Raw genomic sequence first — 21,418 nt, forward strand, 5'->3', positions numbered from 1 at the left:
GGGGCGCTCACCAGGCGTCCACGAAGCCGCGGCGCGCGCGGCGGCCGCGCAGTTCCGCCGACGCAATGCCCTGGGCGATCCATTTGCGCGTGTCGGCCGGATCGACCACCGCGTCGATTTCCACCGCCGCCGCCGTGTTGATCGCGTGGCCGCGCTCGTACGATTGCGCCACCAGCCGGTCGAACAACGCCTTGCGCTCCGGGCCATCGGGCACCGCTTCCAGTTCCTTCTTGAAGCCCAGCCGTACCGCGCCCTCCAGCCCCATCGGCCCGAACTCGCCGGTCGGCCAAGAGATCGTGAAGTTCGCCGAGCGAAAGCCGCCGCCCGCCATGGCCATCGCGCCCAGGCCATAGCCCTTGCGCAGCGTCACGGCCAGCAGCGCCACGCGCAGCTTGGCCGCCGTCAGGAACATGCGCGATACGTGGCGTACCTGCGCACGGGCCTCGACATCGGGGCCCACCATGAACCCCGGGGTGTCGATCAGCGAGACGATCGGCAGGCCATGCGCGTCGCACAGCTGCATGAAGCGCGACGCCTTGTCGGCCGCATCGGCGTCGATGGCCCCGCCCAGGTGGTACGGGTTGTTGGCCATGATGCCCACCGGCTGGCCTTCCACGCGCGCCAGCGCCGTATGGATGCCCGCGCCAAAGCCGCCGCGCAGCATCAGCACGCTGCCCACATCGGCAATGCCCTCGATGGCCTTGCGCGTGTCGTAGACCCGCAGGCGGTTCTCCGGCACCACGTGGCGCAGCGCCGCCGGATCGGGCGCGCTCCAGTGCGCGACGCGCCCCTGGAACATCGACAGGTAGTGCTTGGCCGCCTGCGTGGCTTCGGCCTCGTTTTCCACCAGGATGTCTATCACGCCATTGGCAAACTGCACCGGCGCGGGCCCCACATCCTCAGGCCGGAAGACGCCCAGGCCGCCGCCTTCGATCATGGCTGGCCCAGCCATGCCGATATTGGCCGACTTGTCGGCAATGATGACATCGCAGCAGCCCAGGAACGCCGCATTGCCCGCGAAGCAGCGGCCCGACACGATGCCCACCACCGGCACCTGGCCGCTCAATTCGGCAAAGGCCGCGAACGATGGCTGGTACAGGCCCGACACCGACGGAAAGTCCACATCGCCGGGCCGCCCGCCGCCGCCTTCGCCAAACAGCACCAGCGGCAGTTCGTCGCGCAGCGCCACCTCGACGATGCGGTCTGTCTTGATATGGTTGCGCTTGCCCTGCGTGCCCGCCATCACCGTGGCGTCATAGGCCATTACCGCGCTGCGGGCGCGCTCCTTGCCGACCAGATCGGCATTGACGTTGCCTATGCCGGTAATCAGGCCATCGGCCGGCGTGTTGGCGATCAGATCTTCGCGGGTGCGGCGGCTTGCCTGGGCGGCCAGCGCCAGCGCGCCATATTCGACAAAGCTGTCGGCATCGCACAGGTCGGCGATGTTCTCGCGGGCGGTGCGCTGGCCACGCGAGCGGCGCCGCGCCACGGCATCGGGACGCGCGGCGTCATGCAGAAGGGCGTGCCGGTCCAGCACGCGCTGCAGATCGGCGCGGATGGCGTTGGCATCGTGCGCCTGCGCGGTGTCGGCCGCCACGCCCTCGGCATCGGCGGCTTCCAGCACGATCAGTATCTGGTTCTCGGCCGCCAGCGCGTTCTTCTCCAGGCGCAGGTCCACCACACGGCCTGCGCACTCGGCCACGATCGCGTGCTCCATCTTCATGGCGTCGAGCACGGCCACGGTCTGGCCGGGCTTGACCAGCGCGTTCAGTTCGACGGCGATATCCACCACGCGGCCCGTCAGCGGCGCGCGGATCGCAACAAGCCCTTCGTCGACCTGTTCCTCGGGCCCCGCCGCATGCGCCAGCCCGTGGACCGGCGGACGTGTCGTGCCGCCCAGCAGCGCGTCCTGCGCGCGGCCCGCGTCGGCAATCTGTTCTGCGGCGGCGGCCAGCTCGGGCAGGATGGCCTCGAAATGGCGCGTGTGGACGGCCTGGGTCCGGAATTCGTCCCGCTGCACCAGCGCGCGCAGCAGGTTCAGGTTGGTCGGCACGCCACCGATACGGAATTCGGCCAGCGCGCGCTGCAGGCGGCGCAGCACCGCGCCGAAGTCCGGCGCGCCACTGCTGACGATCAGCTTGGCCAGCAGCGTGTCGAAATTCGGCGACGGCTCGTAGCCGGTGTAGGCATGGGTATCGACGCGGACATCGGGCCCGGTCGGCGGGTCGAATCGCTCCAGGCGGCCGTGCGCCGGGCGCGCCAGGCCGTTGGCATCGGTCATCTCGGCGTTGACGCGCACCTGGATCGCAAAGCCGCGCGGTTGCGGCGGCGCGGCCGGGTCCAGCCCCAGGTCGCCCAGCGTGCGCCCGGCTGCCAGCCCGATCTGCAGCGCCACCAGATCCACGCCGGTGACCTGCTCGGTGATCGTATGCTCCACCTGCAGGCGCGGATTGGCCTCGATAAAGACGAAGTCCTTCTGATCGCCCGCGTCGTTTTCCTCGACCAGGAACTCGAACGTCCCCAGGCTGGCATAGCGCACCCGGCGTGCCAGCCGCAGCGCGGCCTTGATGATGGCCTCGCGCAGATGAGGCTTGAGCACCGGGCTTGGCGCAATCTCCACCAGTTTCTGGAGGCGGCGCTGCAGCGTGCAGTCGCGCTCGCCCAGCGCCACCACGTCGATGCCATCGCCGGCAATCTGCACTTCGATATGGCGCGCCCGCGCCACCAGCCGCTCCGCGTACAGCGCGTCGATGCCGAATGCCGACGCCGCCTCCGAGCGGCAGCGCGCATAGGCTTCGGCCACGTCTTCGCGCCGGCGCACCACCCGCATGCCGCGCCCGCCGCCGCCGCCCACCGCCTTGATGACCACGCCGGCCGCGCCCTGCGCATCAAAGAAGGCCGTGATCTCTTCCAGCGTTGCACCGCCATGCGTGGCCGGCATCACCGGCACATCGCTCTGCACGGCCAGTTCCAGCGCCCGGCCCTTGTCGCCGAAGATCGCCAGATGCTCGACGTCGGGGCCGATAAACCGGATGCCGGCCGCCGCGCACGCCTGCGCAAAGTCTGCGCGCTCGCTCAGGAAGCCATAGCCCGGGTGGACGGCATCGCAGCCAGTGGCCTTGGCCGCGGCGACGATGCCCGCGATGTCGATGTAGGCGGCCGGACCCGCGCCATCGAGCGCCACGGCCTCGTCGGCCAGCACGCGATGCAGCGCGCTGACGTCGTCCTGCGCATAGACCGCCACGGTGCCGATATCCAGATCCCGCGCGGCCCGCAAAATACGCAGGGCAATCTCGCCCCGGTTTGCAATCAGCAGCTTCTTCAAGTCTCTCTCCTGTGTTGTTCTGATGTTCTGGTGTCTTGTGTCGGGGGTGCCGGCTCAGGGCCGCACGCCAAAGCGGCTGACGCCGGGCTCGCGTAGCGGCGCGGCAACGGTGGCGAATTCGCACAGCAGCGCGCGGGTATCGCGCGGATCGATGATGTCTTCGATCACGAACGCCTCGGCGCTACGGAACGGCGACGTCAGGCTGCGCACGCGCTGTTCGATCTCGGCGCGCTTCTGCACGGGGTCGTCCGCGCCCTCGATCTCGGCCTTGTAAGCCACTTCGAGGCCCCCCTCTATCGGCAAGGCCCCCCAGTTGGCCGACGGCCACGCGTAGCGGAAATTGAACCGGCCCATGTGCTGATGCCCGGCCGCCGCCACGCCATAGGCGCGCCGCACGATGACCGAACACCAGGGTACCGTGGCCTGGTAGACGGCGGCCAGCGCCCGCACGCCGTAGCGCATGATCCCGGCCTGCTCGGCCTCCGGCCCGACCTGGAAGCCCGCCGTATCCACCAGGTGCACGACCGGCAGATGGAAGGTCTGCGCCAGATCGACAAAGCGGGTGAATTTCTCGGCGGTGTCGCTATCCCAGTTGCCGCCGTGCCAGCCCGGGTCGCTGGCAATCACGGCCACCGGCCAGCCATCGAGCCGGGCCAGCCCCGTGACGATGGCCCGTCCCCACTGCTTGCCGGTCTCGAAAAACGATCCGGCATCGACCAGTGTTTCCAGGATCGGCCGGATCTGGTATGCGGCACGCGCGTCGCGCGGAATGGCCGCCAGCAGCCAGTCGTCGCGCCGCGACGGGCTATCGCGTGTTTCCGTCCGGGGCGGCAGGTCATACACCGAGGCCGGCAGGTACGACAGGAACTGCCGGGCACGCGCAAAGGCCTGCTGCTCGGTGGCCACCTCGTCGTCCACCACGCCATTGCGGGTGTGGATCTGGCTGCCGCCCAGCTCGTTCTTGCCGATGTCCTGGCCGGCTTGCGCCACCAGCGGCGGCCCTTCGCTGAACAGTTGCGAGGTCTCCTTGACCATCACCGAATAGTGGCTGGCCGCCACGCGCGCCGCGCCCATGCCCGCCACCGAGCCCAGCGCCAGCGACACCACGGGCACAGTGGCCATGTTTTCCACCACGTACTGCCACACCTTCATGGTCGGAATCAGCGTGTGGCCCTTGATCTCGATATTGCGCACCGAGCCGCCACCGCCCGTGCCGTCCACCAGCCGGATCATCGGCAGCCGCAGGTCGTGGGCCATTTTTTCGGCATGGATCAGCTTGTCGCCGGGCGCGCCGTCGTTGGCCCCGCCGCGCACCGTGAAATCGTCGCCCACCAGCACCACGGGGCGGCCGTCCACCTGCGCGCGGCCCATGACCAGGTTCGACGGAATCAAGTCGATCAGCCGACCGTTGCTGTCATAGCGGCCGCTGCCGCTCAGGCCGCCCACCTCGCGGAACGACCCCGGATCGGCAATCGCATCGACCCGCTCGCGCACTGTCAGCTTGCCCGCCGCCTTGTGGCGCTCCACCTTGCTGTCCCCGCCCATGCGGGCGGCCAGCCGCCGCCGCCAGGCAAGTTCGTCCACTTCAGGCTGCCAACTCACGTGTCTGTCTCCGACTGTCTTTCTTGTGTTGATGCGAAGACACTCCGCACAAGTCGTGCCAGATTTCAGGCACTTGTTCCAGCCTTGATTACATTGAGAATTCCGTATGACACCGTTAAGATGTCCGTGACAAATACATCAAAGTGTCCACAACGAGGACACAACAGGAGACACGCGTGTCCACGGAGACAACACAGGCGACGGTCGCCAAGCGCGATCCGCTTCCGGATGCCGCGTTCCTTGGGGCGCTGGTATGCCAGGGCGATGGCGACCCCGTGGCAGCCTTCGGCGTCTGTGCCGATCCCGCCGTGGCGCACGCGGCGCGGGTTGCCCGGGCAAACGCCGACCCGGCAAGCGGTCGGCGACTGTTTCCGGTGGAAGTCGGCCCGGCGCGCTACATCGGCTTGTCGCTCGAAGACGCCGATCGCCACCTGATCCTGCTGCATCGTGCCGACCCCCAGGCCACGCTGTTCGATTTCCTGGGCACCGTGCCGTTTGCCGATGCCATCCTCGACCACTTCCTGAACGATCCCTACCAGGCCATCACTGTGGTCGACCACGCGGGGCTGGTGCGCTATATCAGCCCGGTCCACGAGAAATTTCTGAGCCTGGCCCCAGGGGCAGGCATCGGGCGCGCGGCGGCCGAGGTGATTCCGAACTCGCGGCTGCCGCAGGTGGTCAGCAGCGGCAAGGCCGAAATCGGCCAGCTGCAGCAGCTGAATCACACCACCCGGGTGGTCAACCGCATTCCGATCCGCCAGCACGGCGAAGTGGTGGGCGCCATCGGCCAGGTGATGTTCAAGGGGCCGGACGAGCTGCTGCGGCTGCACAAGGAACTGGTGACGCTGCGTTCGGAGGTGGCACGCTACCAGCGCGAAGTGGAGGGCCTGCGCGAACGCCAGTCGAATATGGGCCTGATCGGCGAAAGCGCGCCGATGCAGCGTCTGCGCCGCGAAATCCAGACCGTGGCCCGGCTGGACGTGCCCGTGCTGATCCTGGGCGAAAGCGGCACCGGCAAGGAACTGGTGGCACGCGCCATCCACGGCACCGGCCACGACGACCCTGCCGCGGACCGCCCGCTGGTCAGCCTGAACCTGGCCGCCCTGCCCGCCACGCTGATCGAATCCGAACTGTTCGGCCACGCCCCCGGCGCCTTCACCGGCAGCAAGCGCCAGGGCCAGGCCGGCAAGCTCGAACTGGCGGCCGGCGGTACGGTATTCCTCGATGAAGTGGCCGATATTCCGATGGAAATGCAGGTGAAACTGCTGCGCGTGCTGGAAGACCACATGGTCGAACGGCTAGGCAGCGGACGCGCCCGCAAGGTGGATTTCCGCCTGGTATCGGCCACCAATCGCGATATCCCCGAACTGATCGACGCCGGCAGATTCCGCCTGGACCTGTATTACCGGCTCAGCGGCGTGGTGCTGCGCATTCCCGCACTACGGCAACGGCGCGAGGACATTCCGGCCCTGCTGCAGCATTTTGTCGAAGCCTTCTGCACGCGCAATGGCATGCCTGCGCCCCGGATCGAGCATGATGTGGCACGGTATCTGGCCGGGCAGCGATGGCCGGGCAATGTCCGACAGCTACGGCAACGCGTGGAAGAGGCGCTGGTGTTTTGCGATGGCCGCGCGCTGAAGGTGGCGGACTTTGCGCGGGGGGACGCGGCGCGGGGTACGGTGGTGGCGCAGGATATGCCGGAGGCATCTGCATTCGGCACACCGTTGTCCGGCGCCCCCGCCGTCAGCGATGGCGTGGCCTTCGGCATACCGCCGGCGGACACCGGGGGCGGCATGAGCGGGCTGGCCTATGCGGCGGTGCTCGATGCCATCGCCCGCCACGGCGGCAACAAGAAACGCGCGGCAGCGCAATTGCAGATATCGCGGTCGCACCTGTACAAGATTCTCGAGCGCGGCGGGCGGTAGGACCAGCGTTGCCACGCACGCCAGAAGCGCCACAGGTCAACGTCTGCATCCTCCGACTCTGATCAACACTGGCGCAAATCTGTGGCAATAGACTGAAAGCGGCGCGCCGTTCGCCCCCACGGCCGCCCTTCCGCCGAAGTCTTCAGGAGCCAAACCATGCCCACCATGCGTGCTGCCGTCTTTCAAGGTCCCGGCAAGATCACCCTTCAGGAAAAGCCCATCCCCAGCGTCGGTCCCGACGATGCCTTGATCCGTATCACCACCACCACGATCTGCGGCACCGACGTTCACATCCTCAAAGGCGAATACCCGGTGCAGCCGGGCCTGACCATTGGACACGAGCCGGTCGGCGTGATCGAGAAGCTGGGCAGCAACGTCACCGGCTATCAGGAAGGCCAGCGCGTGATTGCGGGTGCGATTTGTCCGAGCTTTTACTCGTACGCCTGCCAGGACGGCTGCGCGTCGCAGGACGGCCAGTCGCACGGCCATGGCTACAAGCCGATGGGTGGCTGGCGCTTTGGCAACACCATCGACGGCACGCAGGCCGAATACGTGCTGGTGCCCGATGCCCAGGCCAACCTGGCACCGATTCCCGACGGGCTGACCGACGAGCAGGTGCTGATGTGTCCGGACATCATGTCCACCGGATTTGCAGGGGCCGAACAGGCCAATATCAAGATTGGCGATATCGTGGCGGTCTTCGCGCAGGGGCCGATTGGCCTGTGCGCCACGGCCGGCGCGCGGCTGCGTGGGGCATCGAAAATCATCGTCGTCGATGGCATTGACGAGCGCCTGGCGATCGCCCGCCAGATGGGCGCCGACGAAGTCGTCAATTTCCGCAAGACCGATGTCGTCGATGAAATCCTGCGGCTGACTGGCGGCCGGGGCGTCGATGCCGCCATCGAGGCCCTGGGCACGCAGGCCACCTTCGAGGCGGCGCTGCGGGTGCTGAAGCCCGGTGGCACGCTGTCCAGCCTGGGCGTCTATTCCACCGACCTGCGCATCCCGCTGGGCCCGTTCGCCGCCGGCCTGGGCGACCACAAGATCATCACGTCGCTGTGCCCGGGCGGCAAGGAACGCATGCGCCGCCTGATGAACGTGATCGAGACCCAGCGGGTGAACCTGGCGCCGCTGGTCACGCACCACTACAAGCTGGCCGATATCGAATCGGCCTATGACCTCTTTGCCAACCAGCGCGACGGGGTGCTGAAGGTGGCCATCACGCCGTGATGCCGTCCGGGGCGCCGCGGAGAAGCGCCGGCCCTGCCCGGAGTAGAATGCCGGCCCCGCCTGGGCCAGCACCGGGCCAGGCCGACCCAACCGGAATTCCTCATGCAAGACACGGACATCGACGCCATCCGCCAGGCTTTTGCGCTGGTGGGTGAATTCGGCGAAGGCAAGACGCCGCGCTACCAGGTCACCAGCGAGGCCGACGCGCTGAAGCTGGCCACGCACCGGCACTACAAGGGCGGCCTGTACCGGCGCATCTTTGAAGCCAGGCACTCGGAAAACGACGAAATCCTGACGGTCTACGTGCATATCTGGCCGCACAACACGTCGCCGTGGGTGCGGCCGGCGGAGATGTTCCACGGGCGGCTGGACGATGAGCGCGTGCGTTTTGCCCCGCTGACCGAGGCCTGAGCGGGGCGCGGAGGCCCCCCGACTCACACCACGGCCGGCACCTGGAACGACGACACCGACGCCTTCAGCACATCGGCCTGCTCTTCCAGCGCCTTGGCCGCCGCGGCGGCCTCTTCCACCAGCGCGGCGTTCTGCTGCGTCATCTGGTCCATCTGCGTGACGGCCTTGCCCACCTGCTCGATGCCGGCGCTCTGCTCGCGCGACGCCGTGCTGATCTCGCCCATGATCGACGTCACGCGGCCCACCGCCTGCACCAGGTCGTGCATCGTGGTGCCGGCCTTGTCCACCTGCTGCGTGCCGGCTTCCACCTGGCTCACGGTGTCGTTGATCAGCTGGACGATTTCCTTGGCGGCCGTTGCCGACCGTTGCGCCAGTTCGCGCACCTCGCCGGCCACCACGGCAAAGCCACGGCCCTGCTCGCCCGCGCGGGCCGCTTCCACGGCGGCGTTCAGGGCCAGGATGTTGGTCTGGAACGCGATGCCTTCGATCACCGCCGTAATTTCGCCAATCTTGCGCGACGCATGCTGGATGCCGCTCATCGTGGCCACCACGTTGCGCATGTCTTCGCCGCCGCGCGACGCGGTTTCCGAAGCGGCCGCGGCCAGCTGGTTGGCCTGTTGGGCGTTCTCGGCGTTCTGCCGCACGATGGCCGTCAGCTGTTCCATGCTGGCGGCAGTTTCTTCCAGCGCGCTGGCCTGCTGCTCGGTGCGCTGCGACAGATCCAGGTTGCCCGCCGCGATCTGGCGCGTGGCCGTGGCAATCGCATCGCTGCCGCCACGCATGGTCTGGATGGCATCGATCAGGCCCGACTGCATCTGGCGCAGGCCCTGGGTCAGGTCGCCCATCTCGTCCTGGCTGGTCACGCGAATGCGTTCGGTCAGGTCGCCGTGGGAAATCCGGCCAAAGCTTTCCAGCATGCGTACCAGCGGCTCCGAAATGGCACGGCGCAGGCCAATGGCGCAAAGCAGCGCGCCGACGATGCCGATCGCGATCGCGCCGGTGACCATCCACAGGAATCGCTGCGAGCGCGCCGTGGCCTTGTCGTACAGCGTCTGCGCCTGGTCGCTCTGGTTGCGTTCGAGCGCATTCACGGCGGCGGTCAGTTCCACGAACATCGGCGGGATCTTCGCCATGACCTGCTGATCGATGGCGGCCGCGTCGTGGGCGCGCAGTGCGGCGATCAGCGGCTCCACGCCTTCCTTGAAGAAATTGCCACGCAGGGCTTCAACCTTGTCGGACAGCGCCTTCTCGTCGGCGGACTTGGCCAGCGCCTGGTAGGCGCTCCACGCCTTCTCGGATTTCTCGCGGTAGGCCACCGCCTTGTCGATGGTGGTCGGCACATCGGCGGCGTCGGGATGGAAAACCGCGCGATCGAGCGTGGTCCGCACCACGGCGGCATTCAGCTGCGATGCCGCCACAAGGCGCGTTGACGCCAACTGGTTGGTGTAGATCTCGTGGATATCGGCGATGGACGCGCGCATCCCGAAGACACCGATGGTGCCGATCAGGGTCAGCAGTGCTGCCAGCACGGCCAGCGCCGCGTTGAGGCGGAATCGAATCGAAAGTTGACTTGGCATGGCAATACAGAAACAGGAGTCGATGCTGCAGCGCACTAACGGCCCCGAATCCCGCGACTGAAGGCACGTCCGCTCATGTAGACAAATGTAGACATGGCGACACCCAAAAAGCGGCGTAGGCGCCGCATCGGTTTGCAAACAATCCGGCCGGATGGTATCTTCCGGCGCCATGAGTGAAGCCCACCGCCGCCCCAAGCAGCCCCAGCTGATTCGCGATCGACTGATCGCCGCCACCATCGACCTGCTGGTCGAGGAAGGCATCGGCGCGGTGACGCTCAATGCCGTGGCGGCCCGCGCCGGTGTCTCCAAGGGCGGGCTGCAGCATCACTTCTCCAGCAAGCAGGAACTGCTGCAGGCGCTGTCCAGCGAGGTGCTTGACCATTTCAAGCGCCAGGTGACCACGGTGGCAGAATCCGACGCCGAGCCGCACGGCCGCAACACGCGCGCCTACCTGCGGGCATCGGCCGATGGCTTTGTCGAAGCGGGCGAACGCGAACTCTGGAAGGCCGCCATGATGCTCGTCATGGCCCGCCCGGAATTCCGCATGCCCTACCAGGAATGGGAAGCCGCGTCGCTGCAGCGTGACGCGGCCCAGTGCGAAGACGCCACGCGCCTGCTGCTGTGCCGGCTGGCCGCCGACGGCCTCTGGCTGGCCGACCTGCTCGGCCATCGCACCATTGATCCCGCCCAACGCGCGGCGCTGGTTGGCCATCTCGAACAGCTGACCCAGCCCTGCACGGAACCAGAACAAGCATGACTCCACAAGATATTCCGGCATCCGATATCGATGCCGTCCTGGCACGTGCGCGCGACGCGCTGCTGGACAAGCAGCACCCCGACGGCCACTGGTGTTTCGAACTCGAATCCGATGCCACGATCACGGCCGAGTACATCCTGATGATGCATTTTGTCGACGAGATCGACACGGCGTTGCAAGCCCGCATGGCGAAGTATCTGCGCGCGCTGCAGCGGCTGGACCGGCACGGCGCCTGGGACCTGTACTACGGCGGCGATCTCGATGTGTCGTGCAGCGTCAAGGCGTACTTCGCGCTGAAGGCTGCCGGCGATTCGCCCGACGCCCCGCACATGGTGCGCGCCCGCGACGCCATCCTGGCGCGCGGTGGCGCGGCCCGGTCGAACGTGTTCACGCGCATCCTGCTGGCCACGTTTGGCGAAGTGCCCTGGCGCGCCACGCCGTTCATGCCGGTGGAGTTCGTGCTGTTCCCGCGCTGGGCCCCGATCCATATGGACAAGGTGGCCTACTGGGCCCGCACGACCATGGTGCCGCTGCTGGTGCTGTGCTCGATGCGCGCGCAGGCGAAGAACCCGCTCGGCATCCGCGTGCAGGAACTGTTCGTGACGCCGCCCGAGCAGGAGACCGAGTACTTCCCGCGCAAGCCCGGCCTGCAGGGCCTGTTCCTGAAGCTCGACCGCGTGGTACGTCACATGGAGCCGCTGATCCCGCGCGCGCTGCGCCGCAAGGCCATCCAGCGCGCCGTGCAGTGGAGCGAGGCGCGGATGAACGGCGAGGACGGCTTCGGCGGCATCTTCCCGCCGATGGTCTACGCCTACGAAATGATGGTGCTGATGGGCTACGCCAAGGACCATCCGATGCGCCGCGACTGCATGGACGCGCTGAAGAAGCTGATCGTCCACCGCGACGACGGCATCTCGTATTGCCAGCCCTGCCTGTCGCCGGTGTGGGATACCGCCTGGAGCCTGATGGCGCTGGAGCAGGCACCGGCCACCGAGCAATCGAAGGCCGCCATCGCGCGCGGCTACGACTGGCTGACCGAACGGCAGGTGCTGGATCTGGTGGGCGACTGGCAGCACAACGCCGCGCCGGCCACGCCGCCGGGCGGCTGGGCGTTCCAGTACGAGAACCCTTACTACCCGGACATCGACGATACCGCCGTGGTGCTGGCCATGCTGCACGCCCACGGCAAGCGCACCGGCCAGGCCGAACGCTTCCGGCCGCACGTGGAGCGCGCGCTGGACTGGTCAATCGGGCTGCAGTCGAAGAACGGCGGCTTTGGCGCGTTCGACGCCAACTGCGACCGCGACTACCTGAACGCGATTCCATTCGCCGATCATGGCGCCCTGCTCGACCCGCCCACCGAAGACGTGTCCGGCCGCATGCTGCTGGCCATGGGTGTGACCAACCGCCCGCAGGACGCCAGCGCGCGTGAACGCTGCATCGGATATCTGCGCCAGACGCAGCAGGCCGACGGCAGCTGGTGGGGCCGCTGGGGCACCAACTATATCTATGGCACGTGGAGCGTGCTGGCCGGCCTGGCGCTGGCGGGCGTGGACCGCAAGCTGCCGATGATGCGCCGCGCGGTGGACTGGCTGCGCGGCAAGCAGAACGCCGACGGTGGCTGGGGCGAGACCAACGACAGCTATCTGCACCCCGAACTGGCAGGCACGCACGACGCGGGCAGCACCGCCGAGCATACGGCGTGGGCGCTGCTGGGCCAGCTGGCGCTGGGCGAGCACGAATCGGATTCGGTCAGGCGCGGCGTGGCCTGGCTGGTGGACGCGCAGGGCCAGGACGGCTTCTGGACGCATCCTTATCACAATGCCCCCGGTTTCCCACGCATCTTCCACCTGAAGTACCACGGCTATACCGCGTACTTTCCGCTGTGGGCGCTGGGACGCTACCGCCGGCTGACCGCGAGCCGGCAGTCCACGGCCAGACAGGTTGCAGCGGTGCCGGAGCAGGAACTGGCTTGAGGTTCATGAAGAAGGGGCGCCGAGGCGCCCCTTCTGCGTCTGGCCGGCCTGTTCCGGCCGCGACCGGCATGGCTACGGCAATGGCTTAGCGCTGCCCGGTGGTCAGCATCCTGACCTTCACCTTGCGGCCCTTGACCTTGCCCTCGTTGAGCCGCTTCACCGCCTCGCGGCCGATGGCGCGGTCCACGGCGATGTAGGTGGACATCTCCATCACGCTGATCTTGCCGACCTGCTCCTTCGTGAAGCCGGCCTCGCCGGTCAGCGCGCCCAGGATATCGCCGGCCCGGATCTTCTCCTTGCGGCCGCCCAGCATCTGCAGCGTGACCATGGGCGGCAGCAGCCGCCCGCCGCCTGCGGGCGTCAGTTCGGACAGCGGGTGCCACTCGAACTCGCCGCCCTGATGCTGTTCGATATTGCCCACGCGGCCCATTTCGTCCAGGCTGACCAGGCTGAATGCCATGCCTGCCTCGCCGGCACGCCCGGTACGGCCCACGCGGTGCACGTGCACCTCGGGGTCCGGCGTGACGTCCACGTTGATCACGGCTTCCAGTTGCGCGATGTCGAGCCCGCGTGCGGCCACGTCAGTGGCCACCAGCACCGAGCAGCTCCGGTTGGCAAACTGCACCAGCACCTGATCGCGCTCGCGCTGGTCCAGATCGCCATGCAGCTCGAGCGCGGCGAAACCCTGGGCGTGTAGCAAATCGGCCAGATCGCGGCAACGCGCCTTCGTATTGCAGAACGCAAGCGTGGTCGCCGGGCGGAAATGGTCGAGCAACAGGCCAACGGCGTTAAGCCGCTCGCTGTTTTCCACTTCGTAAAACCGCTGCGTGATGGTGCCGGCGTCGTGCGACTCCGCTACCTTCACGGTCTTCGGCTGGCGCAGAAAGCGATGGGCGAGCTTGTCGATGGCGTCCGGATACGTGGCCGAGAACAGCAGCGTCTGCCGGTTCTTCGGCGCGTGGCTGGCGATGAACGCGATGTCGTCATGAAAGCCCATGTCGAGCATGCGATCGGCTTCATCGAGCACCAGCGTGTTGATCGTGTCGAGGTTCAGGCTGCCGCGATCAAGGTGGTCGATGATCCGGCCCGGCGTGCCGACAATCACGTGGGCGCCGTGCACCAGGCTTTCCACCTGCGGCCGGATCGGCGATCCCCCGCAGAGCGTCAGCACCTTGACGTTGTCCTCGGCGCGGGCCAGGCGACGGATTTCCTGGGTAACCTGGTCGGCCAGTTCGCGCGTGGGGCAAAGCACCAGCGCCTGTACGTCGAAGGAACGCGGGTCCAGCCGGTGCAGCAGGGCAAGCCCGAAAGCGGCGGTCTTGCCGCTTCCGGTACGCGCCTGGGCGATCAGGTCGTGGCCAGCCAGCGCGAGCGGCAGGCTGGCAGCCTGGATCGGCGTCATGGCGTCGTAGCCAAGCTGGGCAAGCGTAGCCTGCATGGCCGCGGACAGCGGCAGCGTGGCAAATGGGGTAGGGGCTGAAGAAGTCATGCCGGATTATAGATGCATGGCGGGCCGATGCCGCCCTGTCCGGCCCTGTCGCGCCCTGTCCCGCCCTGTCGCGCCCTGTCCCGCCCTGTCGAGCCCTGTCCCCTGCCTTCGCCGTGCCATCGGGAAGACGCCGGCCGCGGCGCCTTCCCGGCCTGAACGTTACGTCAGGCTGGCACCTGCGTCCCGCCCCGCTCGCCGGCAAAGGCCCGTTTCGATGCCGCCACATGGTTCGCGAACACCGGCCTCAGCACCGTGAACGCCAGGCACGCGGCCAGCAGATCCATGGTGGCCACGGTATAGAGCACCGTCGACCACGTGCCGGTGGCCTCCATCATCAGGTTGCCGATCGGCACGAACAGCGCGCCAATGCCCTTGGCCGTATAGAGCACGCCGTAGATCTTGCCGATGTGCTTGGTGCCGAACGCGTCGCCGGCCAGCGCCGAGAACAGCGAGTAGACCTCCCCCCACGCCAGGAACACCACGCCCGACAGGATCAGGAACGCGTACGGATTGCTGCCGAAGTAGCCGAGCGCGATGATCCCGATCCCTTCCAGCGAGAACGCGATCACCATCGTCTTCTCCCGGCCGATGTTGTCCGAGATCCAGCCGAACAGCGGCCGCGAAATGCCGTTCATCACGCGGTCCAGCATCAGCGCCAGCGGCAGCGCGGCCATCGTGAAGAAGTACAGGTCCACCTTGAACTCCTTGACGCCCAGATCCTTGGCGATCACGCCCAGCTGCGCCACGGCCATCATGCCGCCGGTGACCACCAGCACGAACATCACCAGCATCAGCCAGAACAGCCCTGTGGCCAGCGCCTCGCGCAGCGTGTAGTCGCGCGTGGACTGGTAGATCTTGCTCGATGCCTTCACCTCGCTGGCCTGCGGCGCGCGCAGGAACCAGGCGGCCATGAACGCCAGCGCGCCCTGCAGGATGCCGAAGAACATGAACGTGTGCTGGAAGCCCTGCGATTCGATCATTGCGGCGATGGGCAGGATGGTGGCCGCCGAACCGGCACCGTAGCCGCCGGCCGTCAGGCCCACGGCCAGCCCGCGACGGTCCGGGAACCACTTGATCGCGTTGTTGATGCAGGTGGCGTAGATCGAACCCACACCCAGCCCGCCCACGGCGGCGCCCACGTAGAAGCCCATCAGCGTGGTGGCCTGCGAATTGATCACCCAGGCAAACCCGATGAATAGTGCGCCAAACGCCACCATCAGGCGCGGCCCGAATTTATCGATGAAATACCCCTCGATCGGTGCCAGCCAGGTCTGTACCAGCACGAAAATCGTAAAGGCAATCTGGATATTGGCGCGAGACCAGCCAAAGGTGTCCTGGATTTCCGGCACGAATAGCGTCCAGGCGTACTGGATATTCGCCGTAGCGATCATGCAGACGACGCCTACCAGCAACTGGAACCAGCGTTTGCTGTCGGAAACCTGTGGATTGGGGCGAAGGGCCCCGGTCGGTGCGTGAGTCATTGCGCGCTCCCTGTTGTCGTGGTGTGGTCTGCAATGTATGGGAATGCGGTTCGATACACGGGCATCGTGCGCCCGAACCGTAAAATGGTCGCCTGCATTTGCGAGTCTCCTGTGTCTTCGTTCTTGTTGTTTTGGTCGTCCGGTTTCGCGTGTGAAACCCATTTGCGCAGGACCGCCATTGCTCGAACCACGAGTTGGTACCGAATGCGCGACAGAACCCTTGTCCAGCCTTGGTTTCCAGGTAATTCATCGACTGGCTATTCGTTTTGCATCTGAAATCTCCTCGATATCAAAAAACCCCGAATGAATGACAGGTTTGTAATGTTCGGTGGCTATCCCGCATTACAAAGATGTAATGTTCGACGTAATGTTCGCGTAATGCGCCACGCGACAGATACAAGGTATGTGATATACCAACATAGTCAAGCGAAAGCGGGGAGAGGGTTTTCACCACCCCTGAATCATTATTCATTACCGGGACCCATGAAAAATCCGCTATTAATCATTGCAATGCATTCATGGCCGGAAAATTGACAAAAAAAAGCCCGCAGGCTAGCACAGGCGGGCGGAGGCGTGATGCGTGACACCAGTTCGCAACACGTAGGCTCTATTTATAGGTGATCTTTTAACGTCTATTTGTCATTCAAGGGTTTTCTCTTAATCGCGGAGCATTACAATTTTGTCAGAATAACCGGCGCGCCTTGAAAATGCGGTCGTCCGCGGGATTCCGCCCCGCCTATTGGGATAATCCCGCCGCCCTGCGTGCTGCCCGGCGCGGCCCACGCGCCAGATCAGACCCGTATCAGTTCTGCGCCTTCACCGTCTGCACGGCATCCAGGATGACTTTCGCCACATCGGCAGGCCGGGATTGCTGCGGCACGTGGCTGGTCGGAAGCGTGGTCACCTTGGCGCCAATGCGCCTGGCCATCGCACGTTCCAGATCGGGCGGGATCATGCGGTCGTTGGCGCTGACGATGTACCACGACGGCCGGCTGGACCACGCCGCGACACTCGTTTTTTCTCCAAACGCCTTTGCCTGGATAGGGCCCTGGGTCGCGGCCATCACGCGGGCCTGGGCGGTGGGCACGTCCTGCGCGAAATCGCTGGCCACCGCTTGCGGGGGCAGCGACAGGTATCCGTCCTTGTCGGCCACCAGCTTGGCGATACCCGGCGCGGGCGGGAATGCCTTGCCGGCTTCCTCGGTCGACTGGCCCGCTTCCGGCGCGAAGGCGGCGACGTAGACCAGCGCCGACACCTTGTCGTTGGCGCCCGCCTCCGTAATCACCGTGCCGCCCCACGAATGCCCCACCAGCACCACCTTGCCCGGCTGATTGTCGATGGCGCGGCGCGTGGCCGCCACGTCGCCAGCCAGCGATTCCAGACCGTTCTGCACGGCCTGCACCTTCACGCCCCTGGCCTGCAGCAGCGGAATGACGCGGGCCCAGTCCGAGCCATCGGCAAAGGCACCGTGCACGATGACCACCGACGGTTGCTTGTCAGCGGCCTCGGCCGCAGCCGGTGCGGCATGCGCCGCCGTGGCGGCGGCCAGGCCGATGGTGGCCATGGCCAGCGATACGATGGTTCGGTTGTGCGTCAGCTTGCGATTCCACATTGCGATTTCTCCGATTATTCCGGCAAGACTAGTTCTGGAAGTCCGGTACAGGCCGCGCCGGCAGCGCAATCACCAGCGCCACGCAGGCCGTGGCGGTGGCAATGACTGCGGCCGCCAGCGTCAACCCCTGGAGCGCACCAGGTGGCAATGACCAGAACACTGTCCTCGTCAGCTGCAACGCGATGTTGATTTTCGACATGGGAGGCTCCAGCCGGACCGATGGTTGGCGGCGCACCATGCGCAATCGCCATGGAGCCTATTGGAAGGGTTGGACGTATCGCGTCCGTGTGGCGCAGGCGGCCGTTGCGTGTGTCGACGTATCGGCCCGCCGTCGTGATACACAACGGTACAAATCGCCGCCCGGAAGCAGCCGATGCTCAGAGGCGCCGCGCCTGCGCCCGTAGCCCCTCGAACACGCGCTCGGCCACGTCGGGCGGAAACGTCGCCGGCAATTCGGCTGTCGTGGCGTCGATAGCGGGCTCGACGGCCGCCTTGAGCTCCATCAGGATGGCCTCGACCACATCGGCGGGCATGCCCACCAGCCGCCCCTGCTCCAGCCAGTGCCGGCGCATGATTTGCCCAATGCGATAGTGGTTCTGCGTGCCGCGCACGGCCATGGCCAGGCGGGCCTTCTGCGGCGCCAGCTGGTTTGCGCCGCCGCCCATGATCGGGAATGCCGACAGCACGTCGTACAGCGGTGTCGACCAGTAGCGGCCGCCCGGCCCGATCGACAGGCTGAAGTTCTTGGCATGCCCGTCCGTCGCCGCCAGCAGCCAGAACAGGATCTGCGTCTTGAAGAAATTACGACGATCATGGGCCGGGGTTTCGGACGCCGCCAGCACGGCCATGATGTCCGCGATGCCTGGGCCGCCGTCGGCCTGATACTTCGACAGCGGCGACAGGCCCAGCGCCTGGCAAAAGTCCTCCTGCGGCAGGCGGATGATCCAGCTGCCGTCGGGCGCCAGCCGCCGGTCGAAGCGTTCCACCACCAGCACCTTCTGGTCCTCGAACGTTTCGATGGTGCAATCGGCGATGGGCAGGCCAAAGTGGCTCACCATCCGGGCGCACAGCCATTCGTTTTCCACCGAGGTGCGCATGTCCGCGCGCATGTTGCCCACCAGTCCCAGCGGCAGCTTGAGGATATGGGTGGTGGGGGTGCTGCCGTGCGGCAGCAGCCATTGCCCGCCGTGATGCAGCAGCGCGGTCTTTTCCTGCGCGCCGGCAATCGACAGTCGCAAGTCGCCTTCGTCGTCGTGCTGGCCAAGCGGCGCACTGCGCGTGGCATCGCGCAGCAGACGCGCGATGCCCGACGCATCCAGCGGCGTGCCCTCGATGGTGCGCAGCCCTTCGGGCTCGGCGCCTTCCGGCAGCAGTTGCAGCGCGCCGACGCAGTCACGCCCCAGCGCGGCCAGCAGGTCGAATGGCCCGGTGCCCTGGGTGCGATGGCGCTGCGCCAGGCGGCGGCGGATGGCATCGCTGTCGGGCAGCAGGTTGTCGAAGTAGTCGGTGACCACGCCACCGCGATACGGGGCGGCATCGGAGCGGAATGGCAGCGAGAGAGACAGGGGACGCCCCTGGGGACTCTCCATCCAGTCGGCATCGTAGGCAAACGACTCACCGTCGGTGCCCCGTTCCCACGTACCCGTCAGCCAGCCATTCATCCAGACGCCAAGCCGGCGCCGGAGCGCACGCCGGCCCATTACCAGTCCTCTCCCGGGCCCTGGTCGGGCTTGGCCGGGCGGCGGGCGACCGTGCCGGCAGCCCGCGACCTTGCCTGGGCAGTGCCGGGTTTTCGAGGCTTGCCGGCCTTGTCAGCCTTGCCGCGCCGGGCACCCCGGGCGCCGGCCGCATCCGTGGCATCCGTGGCCACTGCCGCGCCGCGCGGTGCCAGTACCAGATCGACTTCCAGCGCCTGCAGCACCGCCAGCACGCGCGCCATGCTGGCGCGCCCGGGATTGGCTTCCAGCCGGGCATAGCTTTGCTGGCTCACACCGAGGCGCGCCGCCACATCGGCCTGGGTCAGGCCGCGCGACCGGCGAAACCCCTGCAATACCGGATTCAGCTGGGTCAGGATTCGGATGGGATATTGGTTGGCCATGGGGGCTGCGCGAACGCGTCGGGATTCAGGCTGACAACGTAAAGGTTGTAAAGCCGTTTTACTACGTAGAGGTTGTATTTTCAAGTTACAACGGATAGGTTGTAAAGGCGATTTACAACGTAAAGGTTGTATCCGGTGCGTATCAGGGCGCGTCGGGTGCGTCGGGTACATGCCCAGGTGCGTCTTGGGGTGCGCCTGCGGTCGCCTCGTGCGGGGCGCCGTGCTACAGTCCGCCCCGAAGGCCCCAGCCCGGGCCGCAACACGATCCGCGCACGTCCGATCCTGCCCAGCCCCCATGCCAGAGCGCCCAGAGTCCGCAAAACCCCCGGCAATGAACGTCAAGACCGCCCTGCGGGTCATCGAGATCATCGAGACCTTTGCACGTGAACGGCGGGCGCTGTCGCTGTCGGAACTGGCGCGCCTGCTGGCGGTGCCGGCATCCAGCTGCCTGGCGCTGATCCGCACCCTGACGTCGCTCGGCTATCTCTACGAAACCGCCCGCCGGCAGGGCTACTACCCCACGGGGCGGCTGCTGGCGATGGCCCAGCAGATTGCCCGGCACGATCCGGTGCTCGACCGCGTACACGGCACGATGAGCGAATTGCGCGACGCCACCGGCGAAACCATCGTCATCGGCAAGCTGCATGAAGGCACGGCCGTGGTCTATCTGGACGTGCTCGAATCCCCGCATGCGATTCGCTATATCGCCACGGCTGGCGAACGGCGGGACCTGCACGCCAACTCCATCGGCAAGGCCCTGCTGGCGGCGATGGACGATGGCGAACGTGCCGCGCTGCTGTCCCGGCTGGCGTTCCAGGGCTTTACACCCCGCACGCTGACCACGCCCGCTACGCTGGAGGCCGACCTGCGCCAGTCGCGCGAGCGCGGCGCCTACGTCAATCTCAGTGAATCGATGCCCGATGTGGGCGCGCTGGCCTGGCCGGTGCGGCTGTCGGGGGAATGCTATGCGATTTCGATTGCGGGGCCGGTGTACCGGATCGAGCCGCACCTGGAGCACTACGCTGCGATCCTGCGCGCGGCGTGCGCCTCGCTGGAACAGACCTGAGCGTCCGCAGCCAGCCTAATCGACGGTTTCCTGCGCGTGCAGCCGCCAGCCGGTGGCCTGCGGCAGGCCGAGGTCATCCTCGAGCCCCGAAGCGGCGGCCAGCGCCAGCACGGCATTCTTGCGGCGCCAGGTCAGCCCGTTGGCCTGCGCCAGCGGCGACGGCCTGGCTTCGACCACCTGCCCCATCATGGTCTGGAACAGGTTGCCACCGTGGCACTTGATCCACGCCTCCTTGAGCGTCCAGAGCTGGAAGAACGCCAGCATGCGGGCATCCTCGTCGCCGGCCAGCAGGTCGGGCAGCGCCGCGCGTTCGGCCTCCGTGGTGGTGGCCTCGATCAGCGTATCCAGGTGGCGGCGCGGCTGCAGTTCCTCGATATCGACGCCGACCGGCATGTCGGAGACCGCACAGGCAAGGTGGTCGCCCGAGTGGGCAATCGAGACGAAGACCGGCGTACCGACCGCGCCGGCCACATGGGTCGCCAGGGGCGGCGCGTCCTGGGCCGCCGACAACGCCCATTCCGATGCATCGCCGCCGAAGGTCACGGCCAGCAGCCGCCGCGCCAGCCAGCGGCCCGCCGCAAACTGCTCGGCACGTTGCTGCGCCCGCATGGCCGCCAGCCGCGCCAGTTCCTCGGCGGACATCCAGCGGCTGACAGGTGGCGCCATGGCGGCAAAGGCCATGACCGATCCGGTACGCAGGGCAATCGGCATGGGGACAGGTTCCTTCGGCAGCTTCCAGCGCGGCGTGTCAGGGAAATGGATCAGTTCGCCACGTTGGCGTACGTGCCCTTGAGTGTCACGCCCGCCACCACGGCTCCCGCGTGGCATTCGTATTCGAGTTTCATTGACCTTCCTTTCTTTTTCGTTGT

The 21,418-nt window shown here is 66.8% G+C and carries 16 protein-coding genes; 6 read left to right on the forward strand and 10 right to left on the reverse strand.

Going from position 1 to position 21,418, the window contains the following annotated elements:
* Positions 1–7: 7 nt before the first annotated feature.
* Together AC3FJ6_RS14085 and AC3FJ6_RS14090 are read right to left on the reverse strand one after the other, a co-directional pair.
* On the reverse strand, positions 8–3,325 hold the full coding sequence (locus tag AC3FJ6_RS14085) for an acetyl-CoA carboxylase family protein (RefSeq protein WP_488772467.1): 3,318 nt from the start codon (positions 3,323–3,325) through the stop codon (positions 8–10).
* Between the two features lie 54 nt (positions 3,326–3,379).
* Positions 3,380–4,927, reverse strand: coding sequence for an acyl-CoA carboxylase subunit beta (locus AC3FJ6_RS14090; RefSeq protein ID WP_488772468.1), 1,548 nt, complete (start codon positions 4,925–4,927; stop codon positions 3,380–3,382).
* Between the two features lie 176 nt (positions 4,928–5,103).
* On the opposite strand from AC3FJ6_RS14090, the gene AC3FJ6_RS14095 reads away from it, so the two are divergent.
* From AC3FJ6_RS14095 to AC3FJ6_RS14105, 3 genes are all read left to right on the forward strand, one after another.
* Positions 5,104–6,852, forward strand: coding sequence for a sigma-54 interaction domain-containing protein (locus tag AC3FJ6_RS14095; protein ID WP_488772469.1), 1,749 nt, complete (start codon positions 5,104–5,106; stop codon positions 6,850–6,852).
* Between the two features lie 156 nt (positions 6,853–7,008).
* Positions 7,009–8,082, forward strand: coding sequence for an NAD(P)-dependent alcohol dehydrogenase (locus tag AC3FJ6_RS14100; RefSeq protein ID WP_488772470.1), 1,074 nt, complete (start codon positions 7,009–7,011; stop codon positions 8,080–8,082).
* Between the two features lie 147 nt (positions 8,083–8,229).
* Positions 8,230–8,493, forward strand: a complete 264-nt coding sequence (locus AC3FJ6_RS14105) for a DUF1653 domain-containing protein (protein WP_400397528.1) — start codon at positions 8,230–8,232, stop codon at positions 8,491–8,493.
* Between the two features lie 23 nt (positions 8,494–8,516).
* Here the strand turns inward: AC3FJ6_RS14105 and AC3FJ6_RS14110 are convergent, their stop codons facing one another.
* The gene (locus tag AC3FJ6_RS14110; protein WP_488772471.1) at positions 8,517–10,070 is read right to left on the reverse strand and encodes a methyl-accepting chemotaxis protein; all 1,554 of its coding nucleotides are present in this window, start codon (positions 10,068–10,070) and stop codon (positions 8,517–8,519) included.
* Positions 10,071–10,239: 169 nt separating this feature from the next.
* Between AC3FJ6_RS14110 and AC3FJ6_RS14115 the strand changes: the two genes are divergently transcribed.
* Together AC3FJ6_RS14115 and shc are read left to right on the forward strand one after the other, a co-directional pair.
* On the forward strand, positions 10,240–10,827 hold the full coding sequence (locus tag AC3FJ6_RS14115; RefSeq protein WP_488772472.1) for a TetR/AcrR family transcriptional regulator: 588 nt from the start codon (positions 10,240–10,242) through the stop codon (positions 10,825–10,827).
* A complete protein-coding gene (gene shc / locus AC3FJ6_RS14120; protein ID WP_488772473.1) occupies positions 10,824–12,803 on the forward strand; it encodes a squalene--hopene cyclase in 1,980 nt (659 codons plus the stop codon). Before AC3FJ6_RS14115 ends, shc begins: the two co-directional genes overlap by 4 nt.
* Positions 12,804–12,888: 85 nt before the next feature.
* Here shc and dbpA read toward each other — a convergent pair whose 3' ends face one another.
* The 6 genes from dbpA to AC3FJ6_RS14150 form a co-directional block, all read right to left on the reverse strand.
* Entirely contained in the window at positions 12,889–14,292 is a 1,404-nt protein-coding gene (dbpA, locus tag AC3FJ6_RS14125; protein ID WP_488772474.1) for an ATP-dependent RNA helicase DbpA, read from the reverse strand.
* 164 nt (positions 14,293–14,456) lie between these two features.
* Positions 14,457–15,773 (reverse strand): oxalate/formate MFS antiporter, encoded by a 1,317-nt coding sequence (gene oxlT / locus AC3FJ6_RS14130; RefSeq protein ID WP_488772475.1) that lies wholly within the window; start codon positions 15,771–15,773, stop codon positions 14,457–14,459.
* Between the two features lie 802 nt (positions 15,774–16,575).
* Positions 16,576–17,385: an alpha/beta fold hydrolase gene (locus tag AC3FJ6_RS14135; protein WP_488772476.1), complete on the reverse strand. Its 810-nt coding sequence runs from the start codon at positions 17,383–17,385 to the stop codon at positions 16,576–16,578.
* Positions 17,386–17,413: 28 nt separating this feature from the next.
* Complete coding sequence (locus tag AC3FJ6_RS14140; RefSeq protein ID WP_488772477.1) at positions 17,414–17,584, reverse strand: hypothetical protein; 171 nt, start codon at positions 17,582–17,584, stop codon at positions 17,414–17,416.
* A gap of 178 nt (positions 17,585–17,762) precedes the next feature.
* On the reverse strand, positions 17,763–19,085 hold the full coding sequence (locus tag AC3FJ6_RS14145) for a type II toxin-antitoxin system HipA family toxin (RefSeq protein ID WP_488772478.1): 1,323 nt from the start codon (positions 19,083–19,085) through the stop codon (positions 17,763–17,765).
* On the reverse strand, positions 19,085–19,483 hold the full coding sequence (locus tag AC3FJ6_RS14150) for a helix-turn-helix domain-containing protein (RefSeq protein ID WP_488772479.1): 399 nt from the start codon (positions 19,481–19,483) through the stop codon (positions 19,085–19,087). Before AC3FJ6_RS14150 ends, AC3FJ6_RS14145 begins: the two co-directional genes overlap by 1 nt.
* 331 nt (positions 19,484–19,814) lie before the next feature.
* Between AC3FJ6_RS14150 and AC3FJ6_RS14155 the strand changes: the two genes are divergently transcribed.
* Positions 19,815–20,549 carry an IclR family transcriptional regulator gene (locus tag AC3FJ6_RS14155; RefSeq protein ID WP_488772480.1) on the forward strand — a complete coding sequence of 245 codons (735 nt, stop codon included), beginning with the start codon at positions 19,815–19,817 and terminating at the stop codon, positions 20,547–20,549.
* Positions 20,550–20,564: 15 nt separating this feature from the next.
* Here AC3FJ6_RS14155 and AC3FJ6_RS14160 read toward each other — a convergent pair whose 3' ends face one another.
* Positions 20,565–21,260, reverse strand: a complete 696-nt coding sequence (locus AC3FJ6_RS14160; protein WP_488772481.1) for a 4'-phosphopantetheinyl transferase family protein — start codon at positions 21,258–21,260, stop codon at positions 20,565–20,567.
* Between the last annotated feature and the right edge of the window lie 158 nt (positions 21,261–21,418).

The organism is Cupriavidus sp. 94F1, assembly GCF_057798875.1.